This window comes from Sphingomonas panni (assembly GCF_022664435.1).
Lineage (GTDB): Bacteria > Pseudomonadota > Alphaproteobacteria > Sphingomonadales > Sphingomonadaceae > Sphingomonas > Sphingomonas panni.
This window is the reverse complement of sequence record NZ_JAKREU010000004.1, coordinates 131,462-147,253: the sequence shown is the minus strand read 5'-3', so window position 1 is coordinate 147,253 and position 15,792 is coordinate 131,462. Positions and strand designations below refer to the sequence as shown.

At 67.3% G+C, this 15,792-nt stretch carries 17 protein-coding genes and 1 tRNA gene; 6 read left to right on the top strand and 12 right to left on the bottom strand.

What is annotated here, in order from left to right:
- Positions 1 to 37: 37 nt before the first annotated feature.
- From folP to glmM, 6 genes are all read right to left on the bottom strand, one after another.
- Positions 38 to 1,114: a dihydropteroate synthase gene (gene folP, locus MF609_RS09885; RefSeq protein ID WP_242416150.1), complete on the bottom strand. Its 1,077-nt coding sequence runs from the start codon at positions 1,112 to 1,114 to the stop codon at positions 38 to 40.
- Positions 1,114 to 2,247 carry a site-specific DNA-methyltransferase gene (locus MF609_RS09880; protein WP_419723090.1) on the bottom strand — a complete coding sequence of 378 codons (1,134 nt, stop codon included), beginning with the start codon at positions 2,245 to 2,247 and terminating at the stop codon, positions 1,114 to 1,116. The genes folP and MF609_RS09880 overlap by 1 nt, the downstream gene beginning before the upstream one ends.
- Before the next feature lie 198 nt (positions 2,248 to 2,445).
- The gene (locus tag MF609_RS09875; protein WP_242416149.1) at positions 2,446 to 3,039 is read right to left on the bottom strand and encodes a ribonuclease HII; all 594 of its coding nucleotides are present in this window, start codon (positions 3,037 to 3,039) and stop codon (positions 2,446 to 2,448) included.
- Positions 3,032 to 4,186 (bottom strand): bifunctional hydroxymethylpyrimidine kinase/phosphomethylpyrimidine kinase, encoded by a 1,155-nt coding sequence (gene thiD, locus MF609_RS09870; protein WP_242416148.1) that lies wholly within the window; start codon positions 4,184 to 4,186, stop codon positions 3,032 to 3,034. The genes MF609_RS09875 and thiD overlap by 8 nt, the downstream gene beginning before the upstream one ends.
- A gap of 178 nt (positions 4,187 to 4,364) precedes the next feature.
- Positions 4,365 to 4,541, bottom strand: a complete 177-nt coding sequence (locus tag MF609_RS09865; RefSeq protein ID WP_242416147.1) for a DUF1272 domain-containing protein — start codon at positions 4,539 to 4,541, stop codon at positions 4,365 to 4,367.
- Positions 4,541 to 5,881: a phosphoglucosamine mutase gene (gene glmM / locus MF609_RS09860; protein ID WP_242416146.1), complete on the bottom strand. Its 1,341-nt coding sequence runs from the start codon at positions 5,879 to 5,881 to the stop codon at positions 4,541 to 4,543. Before glmM ends, MF609_RS09865 begins: the two co-directional genes overlap by 1 nt.
- Before the next feature lie 71 nt (positions 5,882 to 5,952).
- Between glmM and MF609_RS09855 the strand changes: the two genes are divergently transcribed.
- Positions 5,953 to 7,218 carry a dicarboxylate/amino acid:cation symporter gene (locus MF609_RS09855; protein WP_242416145.1) on the top strand — a complete coding sequence of 422 codons (1,266 nt, stop codon included), beginning with the start codon at positions 5,953 to 5,955 and terminating at the stop codon, positions 7,216 to 7,218.
- Positions 7,219 to 7,361: 143 nt separating this feature from the next.
- On the opposite strand, the gene gorA is transcribed toward MF609_RS09855, so the two are convergent.
- Both gorA and pgi read right to left on the bottom strand, forming a co-directional pair.
- Positions 7,362 to 8,711, bottom strand: coding sequence for a glutathione-disulfide reductase (gene gorA / locus MF609_RS09850; RefSeq protein ID WP_242416144.1), 1,350 nt, complete (start codon positions 8,709 to 8,711; stop codon positions 7,362 to 7,364).
- Entirely contained in the window at positions 8,708 to 10,198 is a 1,491-nt protein-coding gene (gene pgi, locus MF609_RS09845; protein WP_242416143.1) for a glucose-6-phosphate isomerase, read from the bottom strand. Before pgi ends, gorA begins: the two co-directional genes overlap by 4 nt.
- A 166-nt stretch (positions 10,199 to 10,364) precedes the next feature.
- On the opposite strand from pgi, the gene MF609_RS09840 reads away from it, so the two are divergent.
- From MF609_RS09840 to rnc, 3 genes are all read left to right on the top strand, one after another.
- On the top strand, positions 10,365 to 10,652 hold the full coding sequence (locus tag MF609_RS09840; RefSeq protein ID WP_242416142.1) for a GIY-YIG nuclease family protein: 288 nt from the start codon (positions 10,365 to 10,367) through the stop codon (positions 10,650 to 10,652).
- A gap of 239 nt (positions 10,653 to 10,891) precedes the next feature.
- Entirely contained in the window at positions 10,892 to 11,731 is an 840-nt protein-coding gene (lepB, locus tag MF609_RS09835) for a signal peptidase I (RefSeq protein ID WP_419723089.1), read from the top strand.
- Complete coding sequence (gene rnc, locus MF609_RS09830) at positions 11,680 to 12,396, top strand: ribonuclease III (protein WP_242416141.1); 717 nt, start codon at positions 11,680 to 11,682, stop codon at positions 12,394 to 12,396. The genes lepB and rnc overlap by 52 nt, the downstream gene beginning before the upstream one ends.
- 261 nt (positions 12,397 to 12,657) lie before the next feature.
- Here rnc and MF609_RS09825 read toward each other — a convergent pair whose 3' ends face one another.
- Both MF609_RS09825 and MF609_RS09820 read right to left on the bottom strand, forming a co-directional pair.
- On the bottom strand, positions 12,658 to 13,107 hold the full coding sequence (locus tag MF609_RS09825; protein ID WP_242416140.1) for a hypothetical protein: 450 nt from the start codon (positions 13,105 to 13,107) through the stop codon (positions 12,658 to 12,660).
- A gap of 71 nt (positions 13,108 to 13,178) precedes the next feature.
- A complete protein-coding gene (locus tag MF609_RS09820) occupies positions 13,179 to 13,862 on the bottom strand; it encodes a phosphatase PAP2 family protein (RefSeq protein ID WP_242416139.1) in 684 nt (227 codons plus the stop codon).
- A gap of 62 nt (positions 13,863 to 13,924) precedes the next feature.
- Between MF609_RS09820 and MF609_RS09815 the strand changes: the two genes are divergently transcribed.
- Entirely contained in the window at positions 13,925 to 14,458 is a 534-nt protein-coding gene (locus tag MF609_RS09815) for a DUF3617 family protein (RefSeq protein ID WP_242416138.1), read from the top strand.
- A gap of 34 nt (positions 14,459 to 14,492) precedes the next feature.
- Here MF609_RS09815 and MF609_RS09810 read toward each other — a convergent pair.
- Both MF609_RS09810 and folK read right to left on the bottom strand, forming a co-directional pair.
- Positions 14,493 to 14,568, bottom strand: a tRNA-Lys gene (locus MF609_RS09810).
- A gap of 15 nt (positions 14,569 to 14,583) precedes the next feature.
- On the bottom strand, positions 14,584 to 15,060 hold the full coding sequence (gene folK / locus MF609_RS09805) for a 2-amino-4-hydroxy-6-hydroxymethyldihydropteridine diphosphokinase (protein ID WP_242416137.1): 477 nt from the start codon (positions 15,058 to 15,060) through the stop codon (positions 14,584 to 14,586).
- Between the two features lie 22 nt (positions 15,061 to 15,082).
- On the opposite strand from folK, the gene MF609_RS09800 reads away from it, so the two are divergent.
- Positions 15,083 to 15,757, top strand: coding sequence for a uracil-DNA glycosylase (locus MF609_RS09800; RefSeq protein WP_242416136.1), 675 nt, complete (start codon positions 15,083 to 15,085; stop codon positions 15,755 to 15,757).
- The last annotated feature ends 35 nt before the right edge of the window (positions 15,758 to 15,792 follow it).

The following is a 15,792-nucleotide window of genomic DNA, read 5'->3' as shown; positions in this document are numbered from 1 at the left end:
TATGGACTCCCGCCTGCGCGGGCGTGACGAGTGTCGCCTACCCCGCCACCAACGCCGCATCCCGCAAGCCCCGCCACACGCGGATCGCCTGCACCGTCTCCGCCACGTCATGCACCCGCACGATCTGCGCCCCGCGCTCGACCCCGGCCAGCGCCAGCGCGACCGACCCGCCCAGCCGCTGGTCCGCCGGTGCCTCGTTCGACAGCGCACCGATGATCCGCTTGCGACTAGCCCCCAGCAGCACCGGGCACCCCAGCCCGTGGAACAGCGCCAGCCCGTTCACCAACGCCAGATTGTCCGACAGCGCCTTGCCAAAGCCGATGCCCGGATCGACCACGATCTTCGCCCGGTCGACTCCGCCCGCGACCACCGCCTCGACCCGCGCCTCCAGCCAGTCGAACACGTCGAGCAGCGGATCGCCATAGCCCTCCCCCCCATGCGGCCCCTGCGCGGGCGCGGGCGAATGCATCAGCACCACCGGACACCCGCTCGCCGCGACCACGGCGATCGCGCGCGGGTCGTACGCCAGCGCCGCGACGTCGTTGACGATCTGCGCCCCGGCGTTCAGCGCCGCGTCCATCACCGCCGCCTTGCGCGTGTCGACCGACACCGCAACCCCGGCCGCCGCCAGCCGCTCGGCCACCGGCACGACGCGCGCGATCTCGTCGCCTTCCCACACGGTGGCGGCACCGGGCTTGGTGGACTCACCGCCCAGGTCGATCAGCGCCGCGCCTGCCGCCGCCATCGCGACGCCCGCTGCTGCCGCGCCCGCCGGATCGCCGACATGAGCGCCGCCATCCGAAAAACTGTCGGGCGTGACGTTGAGTATCCCCATCACCTGCGGCTGATCGAACCGCACCACCCGCTCGCCCAGCGTCAGCGGCGGACGGGCGCTCGTGATCCGCTCATGGAGCAGCCGCGCCCGATCGGCACCGTCCGCCGACAGGGTGGCGACCCACGCGTCAATGCGCTCGACCGGCACCGTGACGCGCAACCCGGCCCGGTTGCGCACCTCATAGGCCGCGAACCACAGCATCCCCCCCGCCAGCCGCGCGACACTGCCATCGGGCAGCCCGACCGGCGTATCGACGAAGCGGACCGGGCGAAGGTACATCAGGGCTGGGTCGCGAGCAGCCATTGCTGGCGCAGCGCATCGATCTGCACCAGCCCCTTCGCCCCTTCGGTATGCCAGAAGGTCCAGCCATTGCACGACGGCGCGTTCTGCAGCGTCGACCCCAGCTTGTGGATCGACCCCGCCGCCCCGCAATCGGACAGCAGCGACCCGTCGGCCAGCACCGTCGCGCGGAAGCGCCGCTTGCTGTCCGTCACCACCGACCCCGGCGGCAACAGGCCGTTTTCGACCAGCACGCCGAACGCCACGCGCGGCGGCTTGGTCGGCGCCCGCATCGCGCGGATCGCCGATTCATCCAGCGGCAGCGCCGCCTCAATCCGTGCGGTCGCCGCCTCGACATAGGTCGCGTCGCGTTCGATCCCGATGAAGTGCCGCCCCAGCCGCTTGGCGACCGCGCCGGTCGTGCCGGTGCCGAAGAACGGGTCGAGCACGACATCGCCCGGCTTGGTCGACGCCAGCAGCACCCGGTACAGCAGTGCCTCGGGCTTCTGGGTCGGATGGACCTTCGTCCCGTCCTTGCGCAGCCGCTCCTGCCCGCCGCAGATCGGGAATTCCCAGTCCGACCGCATCTGCAATTCGTCGTTCAGCGTCTTCATCTGGCGATAGTTGAAGGTGTAGCGCGCCTTCTCCCCCATCGACGCCCAGATCATGGTCTCATGCGCATTGGTGAAGCGCGTGCCCTTGAAGTTCGGCATCGGGTTCGACTTGCGCCACACGATATCGTTCAGGATCCAGAACCCCTGGTCCTGCACGATCGACCCGACGCGGTAGATATTGTGGTAGCTGCCGATGACCCAGAGCGTGCCGTCGGGCTTCAGGATGCGGCGTGCTTCCTTCAGCCACGCCTTGGTGAAGCGGTCATAGGCGGCGAAACTGTCGAACTTGTCCCAGTCGTCGTCGACCGCATCGACCTGGCTGCCATCGGGCCGCAACAGGTCGCCACCCAGCTGTAGATTATAGGGCGGGTCGGCAAAGATACAGTCGATCGACTTGGCCGGCAGCGACCGCATCGCTTCGATGCAATCGTCCATCAGGATCCGGTCGAGCGGCAACGCAACCGTCTTGGTCGTCGTCGCCCTTTTCCGCCGGGTTTTCACTGCCACCATCGTCGTCATTCCCCTTGCATTGCCGCCATCTCGCGGAATCCACGAGTCGCGGTCAAGCGGAAATGCTTGACTCTGGTGAAGAGGCAGATTCGTTGCGACGACGAATCGAGTCGGGACAGGGCAGATATTGAGTTCCCGGTGCCGGCACGGACTCCATATCTGGTAGCACTCAACTCACCGCAAATCCCCTCCGCACCGGCAAGGAATTTAACGAAGCAGTGCTTTCGCGACCGGCGCGAAGCTTCGCCGGTGCAGCGGCGTCACGCCCAGCGTGCGCAACCCCTCCATATGCACCTTCGCGCCATAGCCCTTGTTCGACGCCCAGCCATAGCCGGGATAGGCCCGGTCCGCATCGACCATCATCGCATCGCGCGTCTCCTTGGCGACGATCGACGCGGCGGCGATCGACAGGCTGATCGCGTCACCACCGACCACCGCGACGCTCGGATAGCGCCAGTTCGGGCAGCGATTGCCATCGACCAGCACCATGGCCGGCGCGATCCCCAGCGCGTCGACCGCACGCTCCATTGCCAGCATCGTCGCCCACAGGATGTTCAGCCGGTCGATCTCCTCGACGCTGGCGATCCCGACACCGACCGTCGCGCATTCCAGCAGCTGGCCATGCAGCGCCGCGCGCCGTTTCGCACTCAACTGCTTGGAATCGTTCAACCCGTCCGGCACGCAATCGCGGTCGAGGATCACGGCGGCGGCGACCACCGGCCCGGCGAGCGGTCCGCGCCCCGCCTCGTCCACCCCCGCCACCGGCCCGGCATGGCGAGCCTCGTGGCTGAAATCAGGCATCGGCGATGCGCCACGGCGGGAAGCGCCGCATCTCGCCCGCCTGATACAGACACACTTCGTTGCCCGCCGGATCGAACAGCCGCGCCTCGCGCCAGCCCCATGGCCGGTCGATCGGCTCCTGCGCAAAGGACAGCCCCTGCCCCTTCAGATAAGGGACCACGACGTTCAGGTCGCCGACCTCGAAATAGACAGCCGGGACCTTGCGCTCCTCGGTCATCTCGATCGAGAAGGTCGCACCGCCCTCGCTCTCGAACCGGGCATAGCGGCGACTGGAGCGGACGATCGCCTTGAGGCCGAGCAGGCGGTAGAAATGCTCGCTGGCCGGGACGTCGGTTGCCGGCACGGTCACCTGGTTCAGCATCGGCGACCAGCGCGACTGGTTCAGGTCGAGCCGGACGCCCTGCTGCGCCATCGGCCCCGCGCCGCGCCCCAGTTCCTCGGCATCCAGCATCGCGATCCGCACGAAGCTGCGCGCCCGGCCGATCGCCTCGACCAGCGTCCATTCCTTGGCCAGTTCGCACGCGATCGCGGTCGACAGGGTGCAGCCGGTGCCGTGCGTCGCCATGCCGTCGATACGCGGGGACGACCATTCGACCCGCGGGGCCGCGCCGCTTCCGCGCTGGTGCAGCCGGTCGACCAGCACCTCGCCCTCACCATGGCCGCCCTTTTCCAGCACGGCGCAACCGCGCGACAGCACCTCGCCGACGCCCCCTAGTGCGGCCAGTTCGGGCAGGTTTGGCGTTGCGACGGTAGCCACCGCCATCAACCGCTCGAACGCCGCGACCGTCGCTTCATCGGCCAGCAGCGCGCCGCTGGTCGAGATCATCACCGGATCGAACACCACCGGGACGCCTGGCAGGTCGCGCAACCGGTCGGCCAGCGCGTGGGCGGTGCGCGCCGATCCGATCATCCCGATCTTCACCGCATCGACGCCGATATCGCGCACGACCGCATCGATCTGCGCCATCACCATGTCGGTCGGGATCGGGTGGACCGCATCGACGCCCAGCGTGTTCTGCGCGGTGACCGCCGTGATCGCCGTCATCGCATGGGCGCCCAGCATCGTCGCGGTCTTGATATCCGCCTGGATACCGGCGCCCCCGCCGGAATCGGAACCGGCGACGATCAGGATACGGGATATGGTCATGGGCCGGGGTTAGCCGTGCGATGCGAACGCTACAAGCTCCTCCCCATATCATGGGGAGGGGGACCGTCCGCGCAGCGGATGGTGGAGGGGGCTGACCACGCAACGAAACGGTTCCGTATGCGGACGCCCCCCTCCACCAGCTACGCTGGTCCCCCTCCCCGCGGAGCGGGGAGGATCGTTACTTGCGTCTGGTCGGCCGATCCACCAGCTCACCCCGACAGTTCGGGCAAACTTCGTCCAGCTCGTCCGCACAATCCGCGCAGAAGGTGCATTCGTGCGAACAGATGAACGCCCCATGCGCCGCCGCGGGCAGCGATGCGTCGCACCGTTCGCACGCCGGTTTCATGGCAAGCATCAGCCCGCCGCCTGCCGCACGGCGTCGCAGATGCGGTCGACGACCTGTTCGACATGGGCGGCATCGTCGCCCTCCGCCATCACGCGGATCACCGGCTCGGTACCCGATGCGCGCAGCACCAGCCGCCCGCGCCCGGCCAGTTCCGCCTCGACGCCGGCAACCACGTCCTTGACCCGCGGGTCGTCAAGCGGCTTGCCCCCGGCGAAGCGGACATTCTTGAGCAGCTGCGGCAGCGGATCGAAGCGGTGCAGCACCTCGCTCGCCGGAGCGCCCGCGCGCTGGATTTCGGCCAACACCTGCAACGCCGCGACCAGCCCGTCGCCGGTCGTCGCATAATCGGACAGGATGATATGCCCCGACTGTTCGCCGCCGACATTATAGCCGGCGCTGCGCATCTTCTCGAGGACGTGGCGGTCCCCCACAGCGGTCCGCACCAGCCCCAGCCCCTGCGCCGCCAGATGCCGCTCCAGCCCCAGGTTCGACATTACCGTCGCGACCAACCCGCCGCCCTTCAGCCGTCCGGCGCGCGCCCAGCTGGCGGCGATCGTCGCCATCAACTGATCGCCATCGATCACCTTGCCTGCCTCGTCGACGACGATCAGCCGGTCGGCGTCGCCGTCCAGCGCGATGCCGACCTGCGCGCCCGATGCCACCACCGTCTCCGACAGCGTTTGCGGTGCGGTGGATCCGACGCGGTCGTTGATGTTCTTGCCATTGGGGGTCACGCCGATCGCGATGACCTCCGCGCCCAGCTCCCACAATGCCGAAGGGGCGACGTTGTACGCGGCACCGTTCGCGCAATCGACGACCAGCTTCATCCCGTCGAGCCGCAGATTTTCCGGGAAGGTCGACTTGGCGAAGTGGATATAGCGCCCGCGCGCATCCTCGATCCGGTTGGCGCGGCCGATATCGCCCGGCGCCGACAGCTCGATCTCGCTGTCGATCAGTTCCTCGATCGCCAGTTCGTCGGCATCGGATAGCTTGTATCCGTCCGGCCCGAACAGCTTGATGCCATTGTCCTGATACGGATTATGGCTGGCGGAGATCATCACCCCCATGTCGGCGCGCATCGAATGGGTCAGCATCGCCACCGCCGGGGTGGGCAACGGGCCGACCAGCACCACGTCCATGCCGACCGAGGTGAAGCCCGCGACCATCGCATTTTCGAGCATATAGCCCGACAGGCGCGTGTCCTTGCCGATCACCACGCGGTGACGATGGTCGCCCCGGCGGAAGTGCGCGCCCGCCGCCATGCCGATGCGCATCGCCATCTCGGCGGTCATCGGCTTGGTGTTGGTCAGCCCGCGTATACCGTCGGTACCAAAATATTTCCTTGCCATCGTCACATACGCCTTCAGGTTGAGCGTTCGGTTGGGCGGGGTATTACCGCCACTTTATCAAAAGGGCGAGCATGTCGCAGGCGACACGAATTTTGGCGGGATTGGGTGCGGGGCTGGCACTGGGCGTGGTGCTGGCGGGGCAGTCACCCGACACCGCCGTTTCGGGGATTGCCATCGCCGAACCGATCGGCACCGCGTGGCTCAACGCCCTGCGCATGACCATCGTCCCGCTAGTGGTGTCGCTGCTGATCACCGGCATCGCCCAGACGGCGGAGGCCGCACGCGCCGGGCGGATCGCCACCCGATCGCTTTTACTGTTCATCGTCATTTTGTGGACGTCGTCGGCGCTGGGGGCATTGTTCACCCTGACGCTGCTCGACCTGTTCCCGCTGGGCAATACGGCGGCTGAGGCGTTGCGATCGACCTTCGGCACCGCCGCCCCGGTCGACAAGGTGCCGCCCTTCACCGACTTCCTCGTCGCGATCGTGCCGACCAATCCGGTCTCGGCGGCGGCGAACGACCAGTTTTTGCCACTGATCCTGTTCACCCTCGTCTTCGGCTTTGCGCTCACCCGCCTGCCGCAGGACAATCGCGGCGTGCTGGTGCGGCTGTTCCAGGCGATTGCCGACACGATGCTGATCGTCATCAACTGGGTCTTGTGGCTTGGCCCGATCGGCGTGTTCGCATTGGGCTATGTCGTCGGCGCACGCGCGGGCACGGCGGCGTTCGGCGCGCTGATCCATTATGTGCTGGTGCTGATGAGCGTCGGGCTGGGCATCTGGCTGCTCGCCTATCCGCTGGCCCGCTTCGGCGGTCGCGTACCGATCGGTCGCTTCCTGAAGGCGACGGCGCCGGCACAGGCGGTCGCGATCTCGACGCAAAGCTCGCTCGCCTCGCTGCCCGCGATGCTGAAGGGCGCGGGCGATGTCGGGGTGCCGGTGGCGACGTCGGGCGTGGTGCTGCCGATGGCGGTGGCGCTGTTCCGCGCGACGGGACCGGCGATGAACGTCGGCGTCGCGCTGTACGTCGCGCATGTCTTCGGCGTGCCGCTGGGCGCCGGGCAGATTGCGGCGGGGATCGCGGCAGGCGCGATCACGACGATGGGCGCGGCCAGCCTGCCGGGGCAGATCAGCTTCGTCTCCTCCATCGCGCCGATCGCAGTGGCGATGGGTGTGCCGGTCGAGCCGCTGGCACTGCTGGTGGCGGTGGAAACGCTGCCGGATATCGTGCGGACGCTGGGTAACGTCACGATGAACGTCGCGGTCACGGCAACGATCGGCGAACGGGTCGGCGGGGCAGCGACCAGCGAGGCGGATGCGATCCTGGCGGAGGGCTGAAGATCCTCCCCGCTCCGCGGGGAGGGGGACCAGCGAAGCTGGTGGAGGGGGATCGCTGCGCAACGCAACGGTTCCGTATGCGGCCCACCCCCTCCACCATGCTGCGCATGGTCCCCCTCCCCATGAATGGGGAGGAGCGGGAATTACTTCATCAGCACCAGTTCTTCGGCCATCGTCGGGTGTAGCGCGACCGTCTGGTCGAACTGCTCCTTGGTCAACCCGGCCTTCACCGCGATCGCCGCCGCCTGCAAGATCTCCGGCGCGTCCGGACCGATCATATGCAGGCCCACGATCCGCCCGGTCGTCTCCTCGCAGATCATTTTGTACAGCGCGCGTTCGTTGCGGCCGGCCAGCACGTTCTTCATCGGGCGGAAATCGGACAGATACACCTTGACCGACCCGAGCTTGGTCTTCGCCTCGCCCTCGGTCATGCCGACGCCCGCCATCGGCGGATGGCTGAACACCGCGCTCGGAATGCAGTCGTAATCGAGCGTCACATCCTTGCCCCCATAGGTCCGGTCGGCAAAGGCCTGCCCCTCGCGGATCGCGACCGGGGTCAGCTGCACGCGGTTGGTGACGTCGCCCACCGCGAAGATCGACGGGCAGGTCGACTGCGCCTTGTCGTCGACCTTCACCGCGCCCTTGTCGTCCAGTTCGACGCCGGCACTCTCCAGCCCCAGCCCTTCGGTATTGGGCACGCGGCCGGTCGCGAACATCACCATGTCGACCGTCACCGGCTCATGCCCCGACATCTTGACGGTCAGGCAGCCGTCGTCGCCCTTCTCGATTCCCTCGAACTCGGCATGGAAGCGGAACTCGATGCCCTTGGTCATCGAAATCTGCAGCAGCCGGTCGCGGATCGATTCATCATAGCCGCGCAGGATGACGTCGGTGCGGTTGATGAGGATGACGTGCGCGCCGAACTGGTGGAACACCCCGGCAAACTCGTTGGCGATATAGCCCGCGCCGGCGATCAGGATGCGCTTGGGGATCGCGTCGAGATGGAACGCCTCGTTCGAGGTGATGCCGAACTCCGCGCCCGGGCACGACGGCACCGCCGGCTTTGCCCCGACCGCGATCAGGATGCGCTCGGCCGTCACTTCACGCCCGCCCGACAGCTTCACCGAATGCGGACCCGTGACGGTCGCGCGCTCGTGAATGATATCCACGCCATGGTTTTCGAGCGTGCTGGTATAGGCACCGTTGATCCGGTCGACCTCGCTCAGCACATTGTCGCGCAGCCGCGGCCAGCTGAAGTCGCATTGCGGCGGCACGTCCCAGCCGAACGCGTTCGCGTCGCGCAGGTCCTCGGCGAAGTGCGCGCCGTACACCAACAGCTTCTTGGGCACGCAGCCACGGATGACGCAGGTCCCGCCGACGCGATATTCCTCCGCCACCGCCACCTTCGCGCCATGCGCCGCCGATACGCGGGCGGCACGGGTGCCGCCCGATCCCGCGCCGATGACGAAAAGGTCGTAATCATAATCGCTCATGCAAGTCCTGCCCGTGCCAGAAGGTCGTTGGTCGACGCATCGAACGTCTGACCGCCCGCATCGGCTGCCTTCGCCATTTCTTTTCCAAGCTCGACCCCGAACTGGTCGAACGGATTGATGCCCAGCAGCGCCGCATTCACGAACACCCGCGCCTCATAGAAAGCGATCAGCGCGCCCAGTGTGCGCGGGTCGAGGTCCTTGAGCAGGATCGTCGACGACGGCCGGTCGCCGGCATAGGCCCGTGCCGGATCGGCATTGGTCTTGCCCGCCATCAGCGCCGCCCCCTGCGCAAAGGCGTTCAGCAGCAGCTGCCGGTGATGCGACGGGTCGAGCGTATCGCCCGCCTCGATCACTGCGACGAATTCCAGCGGCACGATGCGCGTGCCCTGATGCAGCAGCTGGAACACCGCGTGCTGCGCATCGGTGCCGACGCCGCCCCAGGTGATCGCCGCCGAATTGCGCCCCAGCGGTTCACCCGCCGCCGTCACCGACTTGCCGTTCGATTCCATCTCCAGCTGCTGGAGATAGGAGGGCAGCAACCGCAGCCGCTCGTCATAGGCAAAGGTCGCCCGCGTCTCGCAACCCTTCACCTGCGAATAATAGAGGTCGGCAAAGGCGGCCAACACCGGCGCATTCTTCGCAGGGTCAGTCAGGCGGAAATGCCGGTCCATCTCGGCCGCACCTTCCAGCAACTCCTCATAGGCCTGGAACCCCAGCGCCAGCGCGAACGGGAACCCCAACGTCGACCATAGGGAATAGCGTCCACCGACCGACTCGGCGAAGGGCAGCACGCGGGTTTCGTCGACGCCCCATTCGACCGCCTTGTCCGGCGACGCGGTCAGCGCAATCACGCGGCCGAACGGGTCCTCGACCCCGCCCTCGCGCATCCACGCCATCGCCGACTCGGCGTTCAGCATCGTCTCGGTCGTGGTGAAGGTTTTCGACGCGACGACCAGCAATGTGGCGGCGGGATCGAACCCCTTCACCGCCTCTTCCATCGCCACGCCGTCGACGTTCGACACGATCGCCACGTCGTACTTGTCCTCGTCACGCCCGAGCGCGTCGAAGATCAGGTCGGGGCCGAGCGCCGACCCGCCGATGCCGACATGCAGGATGTGGCGGACCGGACCGAACGCATCCGCCTCGATCGCGTCGATCACCTGCCGCATCCGCGACTGGAACGCGCGCGCCTGCGCCACGTCGTCCGGGCTGCCCTCGCCGCGCTCGGCGGTATGGGTCGCGGCGCGACCTTCGGTGACGTTGACCACCGCGCCGGAAAACAGCGCATCGCGCTTCGCGGCCAGTTCCATGGTGGTGGCAAGACCGGTGAACGCGGCGATCGCGGCATCGTCGAGATGCGTCTTGGCGAAATCGAAATGCAGTCCGCCGACATCGACGGTCAGCTTGGCCAGCCGGTCGGGATCATTTGCGAACAATTCGGTCAGCTTCGTGCTGCCAAGCCCTTCGATCGCGGACCAGTCCTGCATCGCCATATCGTCCCTCGTGCTGTCGTCGGTTAGGATGCGCGCAGCCCTAGAGCGGGGACCGGGGGGAGGTCCACTGTCTTCTACCCTGCTCTGCCTACCGCCGTTCCAAAGAACGTCATGCCAGCGCAGGCTGGCATCTCCCCCCGCAGCACGATACGCCCGTCACATGCGCGGGGGCTGGACCTACATCATGGCAAATCGCCCGTTCGGCATGACCTATGTCGGCGTGACGGCCAACCTTGCTGCACGGGTGTGGCAGCACCGCCGCGACGAAGGCTCTGCCTACTGCCGGAAATACGGGATCAGGACGCTTGTTCTGGCCGAACGACACGACGACATCGAGAGCGCGATCCGTCGCGAAAAGGCGCTGAAGGCATGGCGTACCGAATGGAAACACCGGTTGATTGCTGAGTCGAACCCGGAATGGCGGGATCTGTTCAACGACATCGTTTGAGCCGAGAGAGACCCCAGCCTTCGCTGGGGTGACGTGCTTGGCTGTGACGCGACGGGACCCATTATCCCCTCTACAAGCACGTCACCCCAGCGCAGGCTGGGGTCTCCCCGTGGGACCCGCAACGCCCGCCCCAAGGATGCTTCAGCCTGCGTTGAAGCGACACGGTTGGCGAAGGAGCGAAGGACCCACCTACCCCAACCCGCTTGACGCCTCGCCCCGGCGCAAGCATGGCTCGTTCCATGGCTCTCGACCCCGTACCGGCAACTCCGACGCCGACTCCGCCCGCGCCCGCCCCCAAGCCGAAGCGTTCGGAAGGGGCCGACCTGATGGTCTTCCTGCTGAAGCTCGCCATCGTGGTGTTCATCATCCGGTCGTTCCTGTTCTCGCCCTTCTCGATTCCCTCGGGGTCGATGCAGCCGCGGCTGATGATCGGCGACTATCTGTTCATCACCAAATGGAACTACGGCTATTCGCGCTATTCGCTGCCATGGGGTATCCCGCTGATCCCTGGCCGCATCCTGCCCAGCACGCCCGCCCGCGGCGACGTGGTGGTGTTCAAGGCACCACCGACGGCAAAGCAGGACTATATCAAGCGCGTGATCGGCATCCCCGGCGACACGGTGCAGATGCGCGGTGGCCAGTTGTTCCTGAACGGCAAGGCGATTCCGAAGCAGCGTATCGCCGACTGGATCGCGCCGGTCTCGCCCAACACCGACTGCGACTACAGCTTCCAGAAGGTCGTCGCCGACAAACCGGTCTGCGCCTATCCGCAGTTCCGTGAGACGCTGCCGAACGGCAAGAGCTATAACGTCCTCGACCTCGGCACGACCGAGGCGGACGATACCGGCGTGTTCACCGTGCCGGCCGGCCATGCCTTCCTGATGGGCGACAATCGCGACGACAGCGCCGACAGCCGCTTCCCGGCACGCGAAGGCGGCGGCATCGGCATCGTCCCGCTGGAGAATATCGAGGGCAAGGCCGTCGTGAACTTCTTCTCGACCGATGGCTCGGCGCAGTGGCTGCTGCCATGGACCTGGGTGTCGGCGGCGCGCTGGAACCGGATCGGGGAAGGCTTCTGAGCGACGCACTGGAGGGCTGGGTCGCGCAGGCGCTGGGCCGCGCACCGACCCGGATCGACGACTATGCCCGCGCGCTGACCCATGGCAGCACGGCGAGGGCAACCTATGAGCGGCTCGAATTTCTCGGCGACCGCGTGCTGGGCCTTGCCGTCGCCGAATGGCTCTACGAACGCTTCCCTTCGGAAAGCGAAGGCGCGCTGTCGAAACGGTTCAACGCACTGGTGACCGGCGCGGTCTGTGCGGAGATCGCGCGCGACATCGGCGTGGTGCCGCACCTGAAGCTCGGCAAGCAGGCGCGCGACGATGGCGCGGGCGACAGCGACAATGTGCTGGGCGACGTGATGGAGGCGCTGATCGGGGCCTTCTATCTCGACCATGGCCATGACGCCGCGCGGGCGTTGGTGCGCGCGCTCTGGGGCACCCGGATCGATGCGCAGCTGCGCGTGCCGCGCCATCCCAAGTCGGCGTTGCAGGAATGGGCCGCCGCGAACAACCGCCGCCCGCCCGAATATGCCATCGTCGACAAGAGCGGCCCCGGCCACGCCCCGCGCTTCACCGTCCGCGTGACCATCGGCAAACTTGCGGCGGCCGAAGCCACCGGCACGTCGAAGCAGGAGGCCGAGACGCTCGCGGCCAAGACGTTGCTGGCGCAACTGGGCGGGTAGAAGCGCTGGCCTGTGCGCATATCCCCGCGAAGGCGGGGATTCAGAGCCACGAACGCCGTACTGCCGTTACTCTGCCCCTTTGCCTGCGCAAGGGTACGCAGCTCTTGGCTTGCGTGCGAAACCGCTCACCGGATCTCGCCAAGCCGCCGGCACCGCCAGCCCCGCAGTTGCCGCCCAAGCGAGGGTTCGCGCCTCACGCAGCTCTTCCGGCATACCGTCCTTGCAGGAACCCACCCTTCGCCGGCACGACATCCGGGTAAATCAGCGTGCGCCGCCGGTCTGCTGCACGAACTCCGCCTTCGTCACGTTCAGCACCAGCTGTCCGCGAATCTTGCCGAACACATCCGCCGGCACCATCGCCCGCGAACTGCCCGCCAGCAGTTGCACGCCGTCCGGCTTGACCGCCTCGATCGTGCCCAGCGGCGCGCCGGTCTTGTCGAACACCGAAGCGCCGACGGTCAGGTCGGCGGCGGTCGCGGCGACGATCGTCTTGGAACTGCGGCGCGATGCGCGGGCGTCGACCGTGGTCCCCGCCTCGTCGCGAATGCGGTCGAGCGCGAATTGCTGGTCGCGGTCGCTGCCGACGCCGCGCGTCGTATCCTCGGCATTGGGGACGGAACTTGGCGGGCCGCCGGTCGGCGCGACCTGCGCCTGCGCGCTGCCTGCGCTCACGAGCAACGATGCCAATACCAGGGCGAGCCGCTTCGTCATCCATCCCTCCATCATGTCGTTGTTTGCGCTAACGTACCTCGCCGGACCGACGCTCGCAAAGGTTTCCGTCGTTACCGCCCGCCCAGCACGCGCAGTTCGATCCGCCACCAGCCGATCGCCCACAGCGCGCCGAACAGCCACCCGGCCAGCACGTCGCTCGGCCAATGCACGCCCAGATAGACCCGGCTCATCCCGATCGCGACGACCAGCAGCGCGGCCGCGGCCATCGCGAACGCCCGCGCGGCAGGCTGGCGGAGCAGCGGCCAGGCAAGCGTCGCCAGCGTCAGATACACGATCGCCGAATTTGCGGCGTGGCCGCTGGGAAAACTGTTCGACGTCTCCGCCATCAGGTGCGGGACCAGATCGGGACGCGTGCGGGCAACGGCGTGCTTGAACAGGACATTGGCCCAGCTGCCGCTGGCGCACGCGGCCGCCACCAGCGCGCCGGTCCGCCACCGCCCGGTACTGGCCAGCAGCAGCGCGACGAAGACGACGACCAGCGTCAGGACCGTCGTGCTGCCCAGCGCCGTGACGTCGCGGACCATCGAGCTGAATTTCTCCGACGCGACCGGCGCGCCGTCGGTCCCGCGCAGCGCCAGCAACAATCGCCGGTCGAACGCGAAGCTGCTCCCCTGCACCACCCGGTCGGCGAGGAAGAACAGCGCCAGCAGGACGAATCCGGCGGAGGCGATGCCGATGATGCTCCACGGGACGCGGCGGGATGGGCGGGGTTCGGGACGAAATGTGTCGCTCATGGCGCTTGCAACGCAGGACGGGGCTAAACTGTTACTCGCAAATCATAGCAGGAGAGCGATGCGTGCAGAAACTGATCCCGTTCGTGGCGCTGGGTGCGCTGGCACTGTCGGCCTGTGGCGACCAGAAGACCGGTTCGACCACGCTGACCAGCAATTCGGCCACCGGTGAGGTGGTGTCGTCCGAAACCGGATCGGGTGCGGAAGCGCCGAAGCTGCAGCCAGGCAAATGGGAAGTGCGGACGCAGGTCAGCGACCTGAAGATGGAGAACATGCCCGCCGGCACGCCCGCCAACCCGCCCGCACAGACCGCCACCGTCTGCATCACGCCCGAACAGGCGGCGAAGGGACCGGAGGAAATGCTTAAGCAGTCGGGCGCGGACTGCAACGTCACCAACAACAGCTTTACCGGCGGCAAGATCGAGAGCGAAGTGAGCTGCAAATTGCCCGGCGACACGCAGATGACCGGCAAGACAACCGGCACCTTCACCCCGACGAGCTTCACGACCGATCAGCAGATGGAGATGACCGGCAAGACGACCATGTCGCAAAAGGTCCATGTCGAGGGCAAACGCATCGGCGAGTGCGACGCCAAGTAACGGCGAACGCTGATGAATCCCGGCGGTGCGGATGTGGTGAGCCCGTCGGGATTCGAACCCGAGACCTACAGATTAAAAGTCCGTTGCTCTACCAACTGAGCTACGGGCCCACGAAGCCCCCGCCCCTAATCCCGCGGGCGGGCGCGGTCAACCAGTTGGTGCAGCTGGCGCACCGTGCGTCCCGTCACCGGATCGCGCCAGTCCGGCGCGACCTGCCGCAGCGGCCGCAGGACGAACGACCGCTCGCGAAACGCGATATGCGGCACGCACAGGTTCGGGCCGTGCCAGCAGCCCCCCGACCACAGGATGATGTCCAGGTCGATCACCCGCGATCCCCAGCGTCGCCCGCGCCGCCGGCCGAAAGCCCGCTCGATTTCCTTCAACTGCGCGAGCATATCGGGCGGCGACAGTGACGTATCCAACAAAAGCACGCTGTTGGCGTAACGCCTGAGCGACGGCCCCAGCGGTGCGCTGGCGATGATCGGAGCGACCGCGCGCACCCCGTCCAGCGCGGCGATTGCGGCGCGTATTTCGGCCGCCGGGCCACCATGCCGGCCCCAGCGGTTCGATCCGAGCGCAATCGCATAGGTTGAGGTCGCCATCGGCTGCGCCTATCGGCTGGCGATGGAAATCGCTACCCCCACCGCCGCCGCCCCGTCCGACACCGCCGAGCCCTCGCGCGATTGCCCGCGCTGCCCGCGCCTCGTCGGCGTACGCGAAAGCCTCCGGATCGAACATCCCGCGTGGTGGAATGCGCCCGTGGCGCCCCTGGCCGATGCCGATCCCTGGCTGGCGATCATCGGCCTCGCTCCCGGCTTGCAAGGCGCCAACCGTACCGGACGACCGTTCACCGGCGACCGGTCCGGCCCGCTATTCTGGGATACGCTGATCGCCGCGGGCCTGGCCGACGGTTCCTACACCGGAAAAGTCGACGACGCCCCCGCGCCGAAGGGGATCGCGATCATCAACGCCGTCCGCTGCCTGCCGCCCGAAAACAAGCCGACGCCCGAGGAACTCCGCACCTGCCGCCCGTTCCTCGACGCCGATCTGGCCGCGATGCCTTCGCTGCGGGTCGTGGTCGCGCTGGGCGCGCTCGCGCATCAGTCGGCGGTGAAGGTACTGGGCGGTCGCCTGCCCAAGGCGCGGTTCGCCCATCTGGCCGAACATGTCATGCCGAGCGGCATCACGCTGATCGATAGCTATCATTGTTCGCGCTACAACCAGAATACCGGGCGACTGACGCCCGAAATGTTCGCGGCGGTGTTCGCCCGCGCGATCGAACTGCGCGACGCCGCCTGAATCCGCTTGTACCGCGCCACGCGCGCGATAGCCTG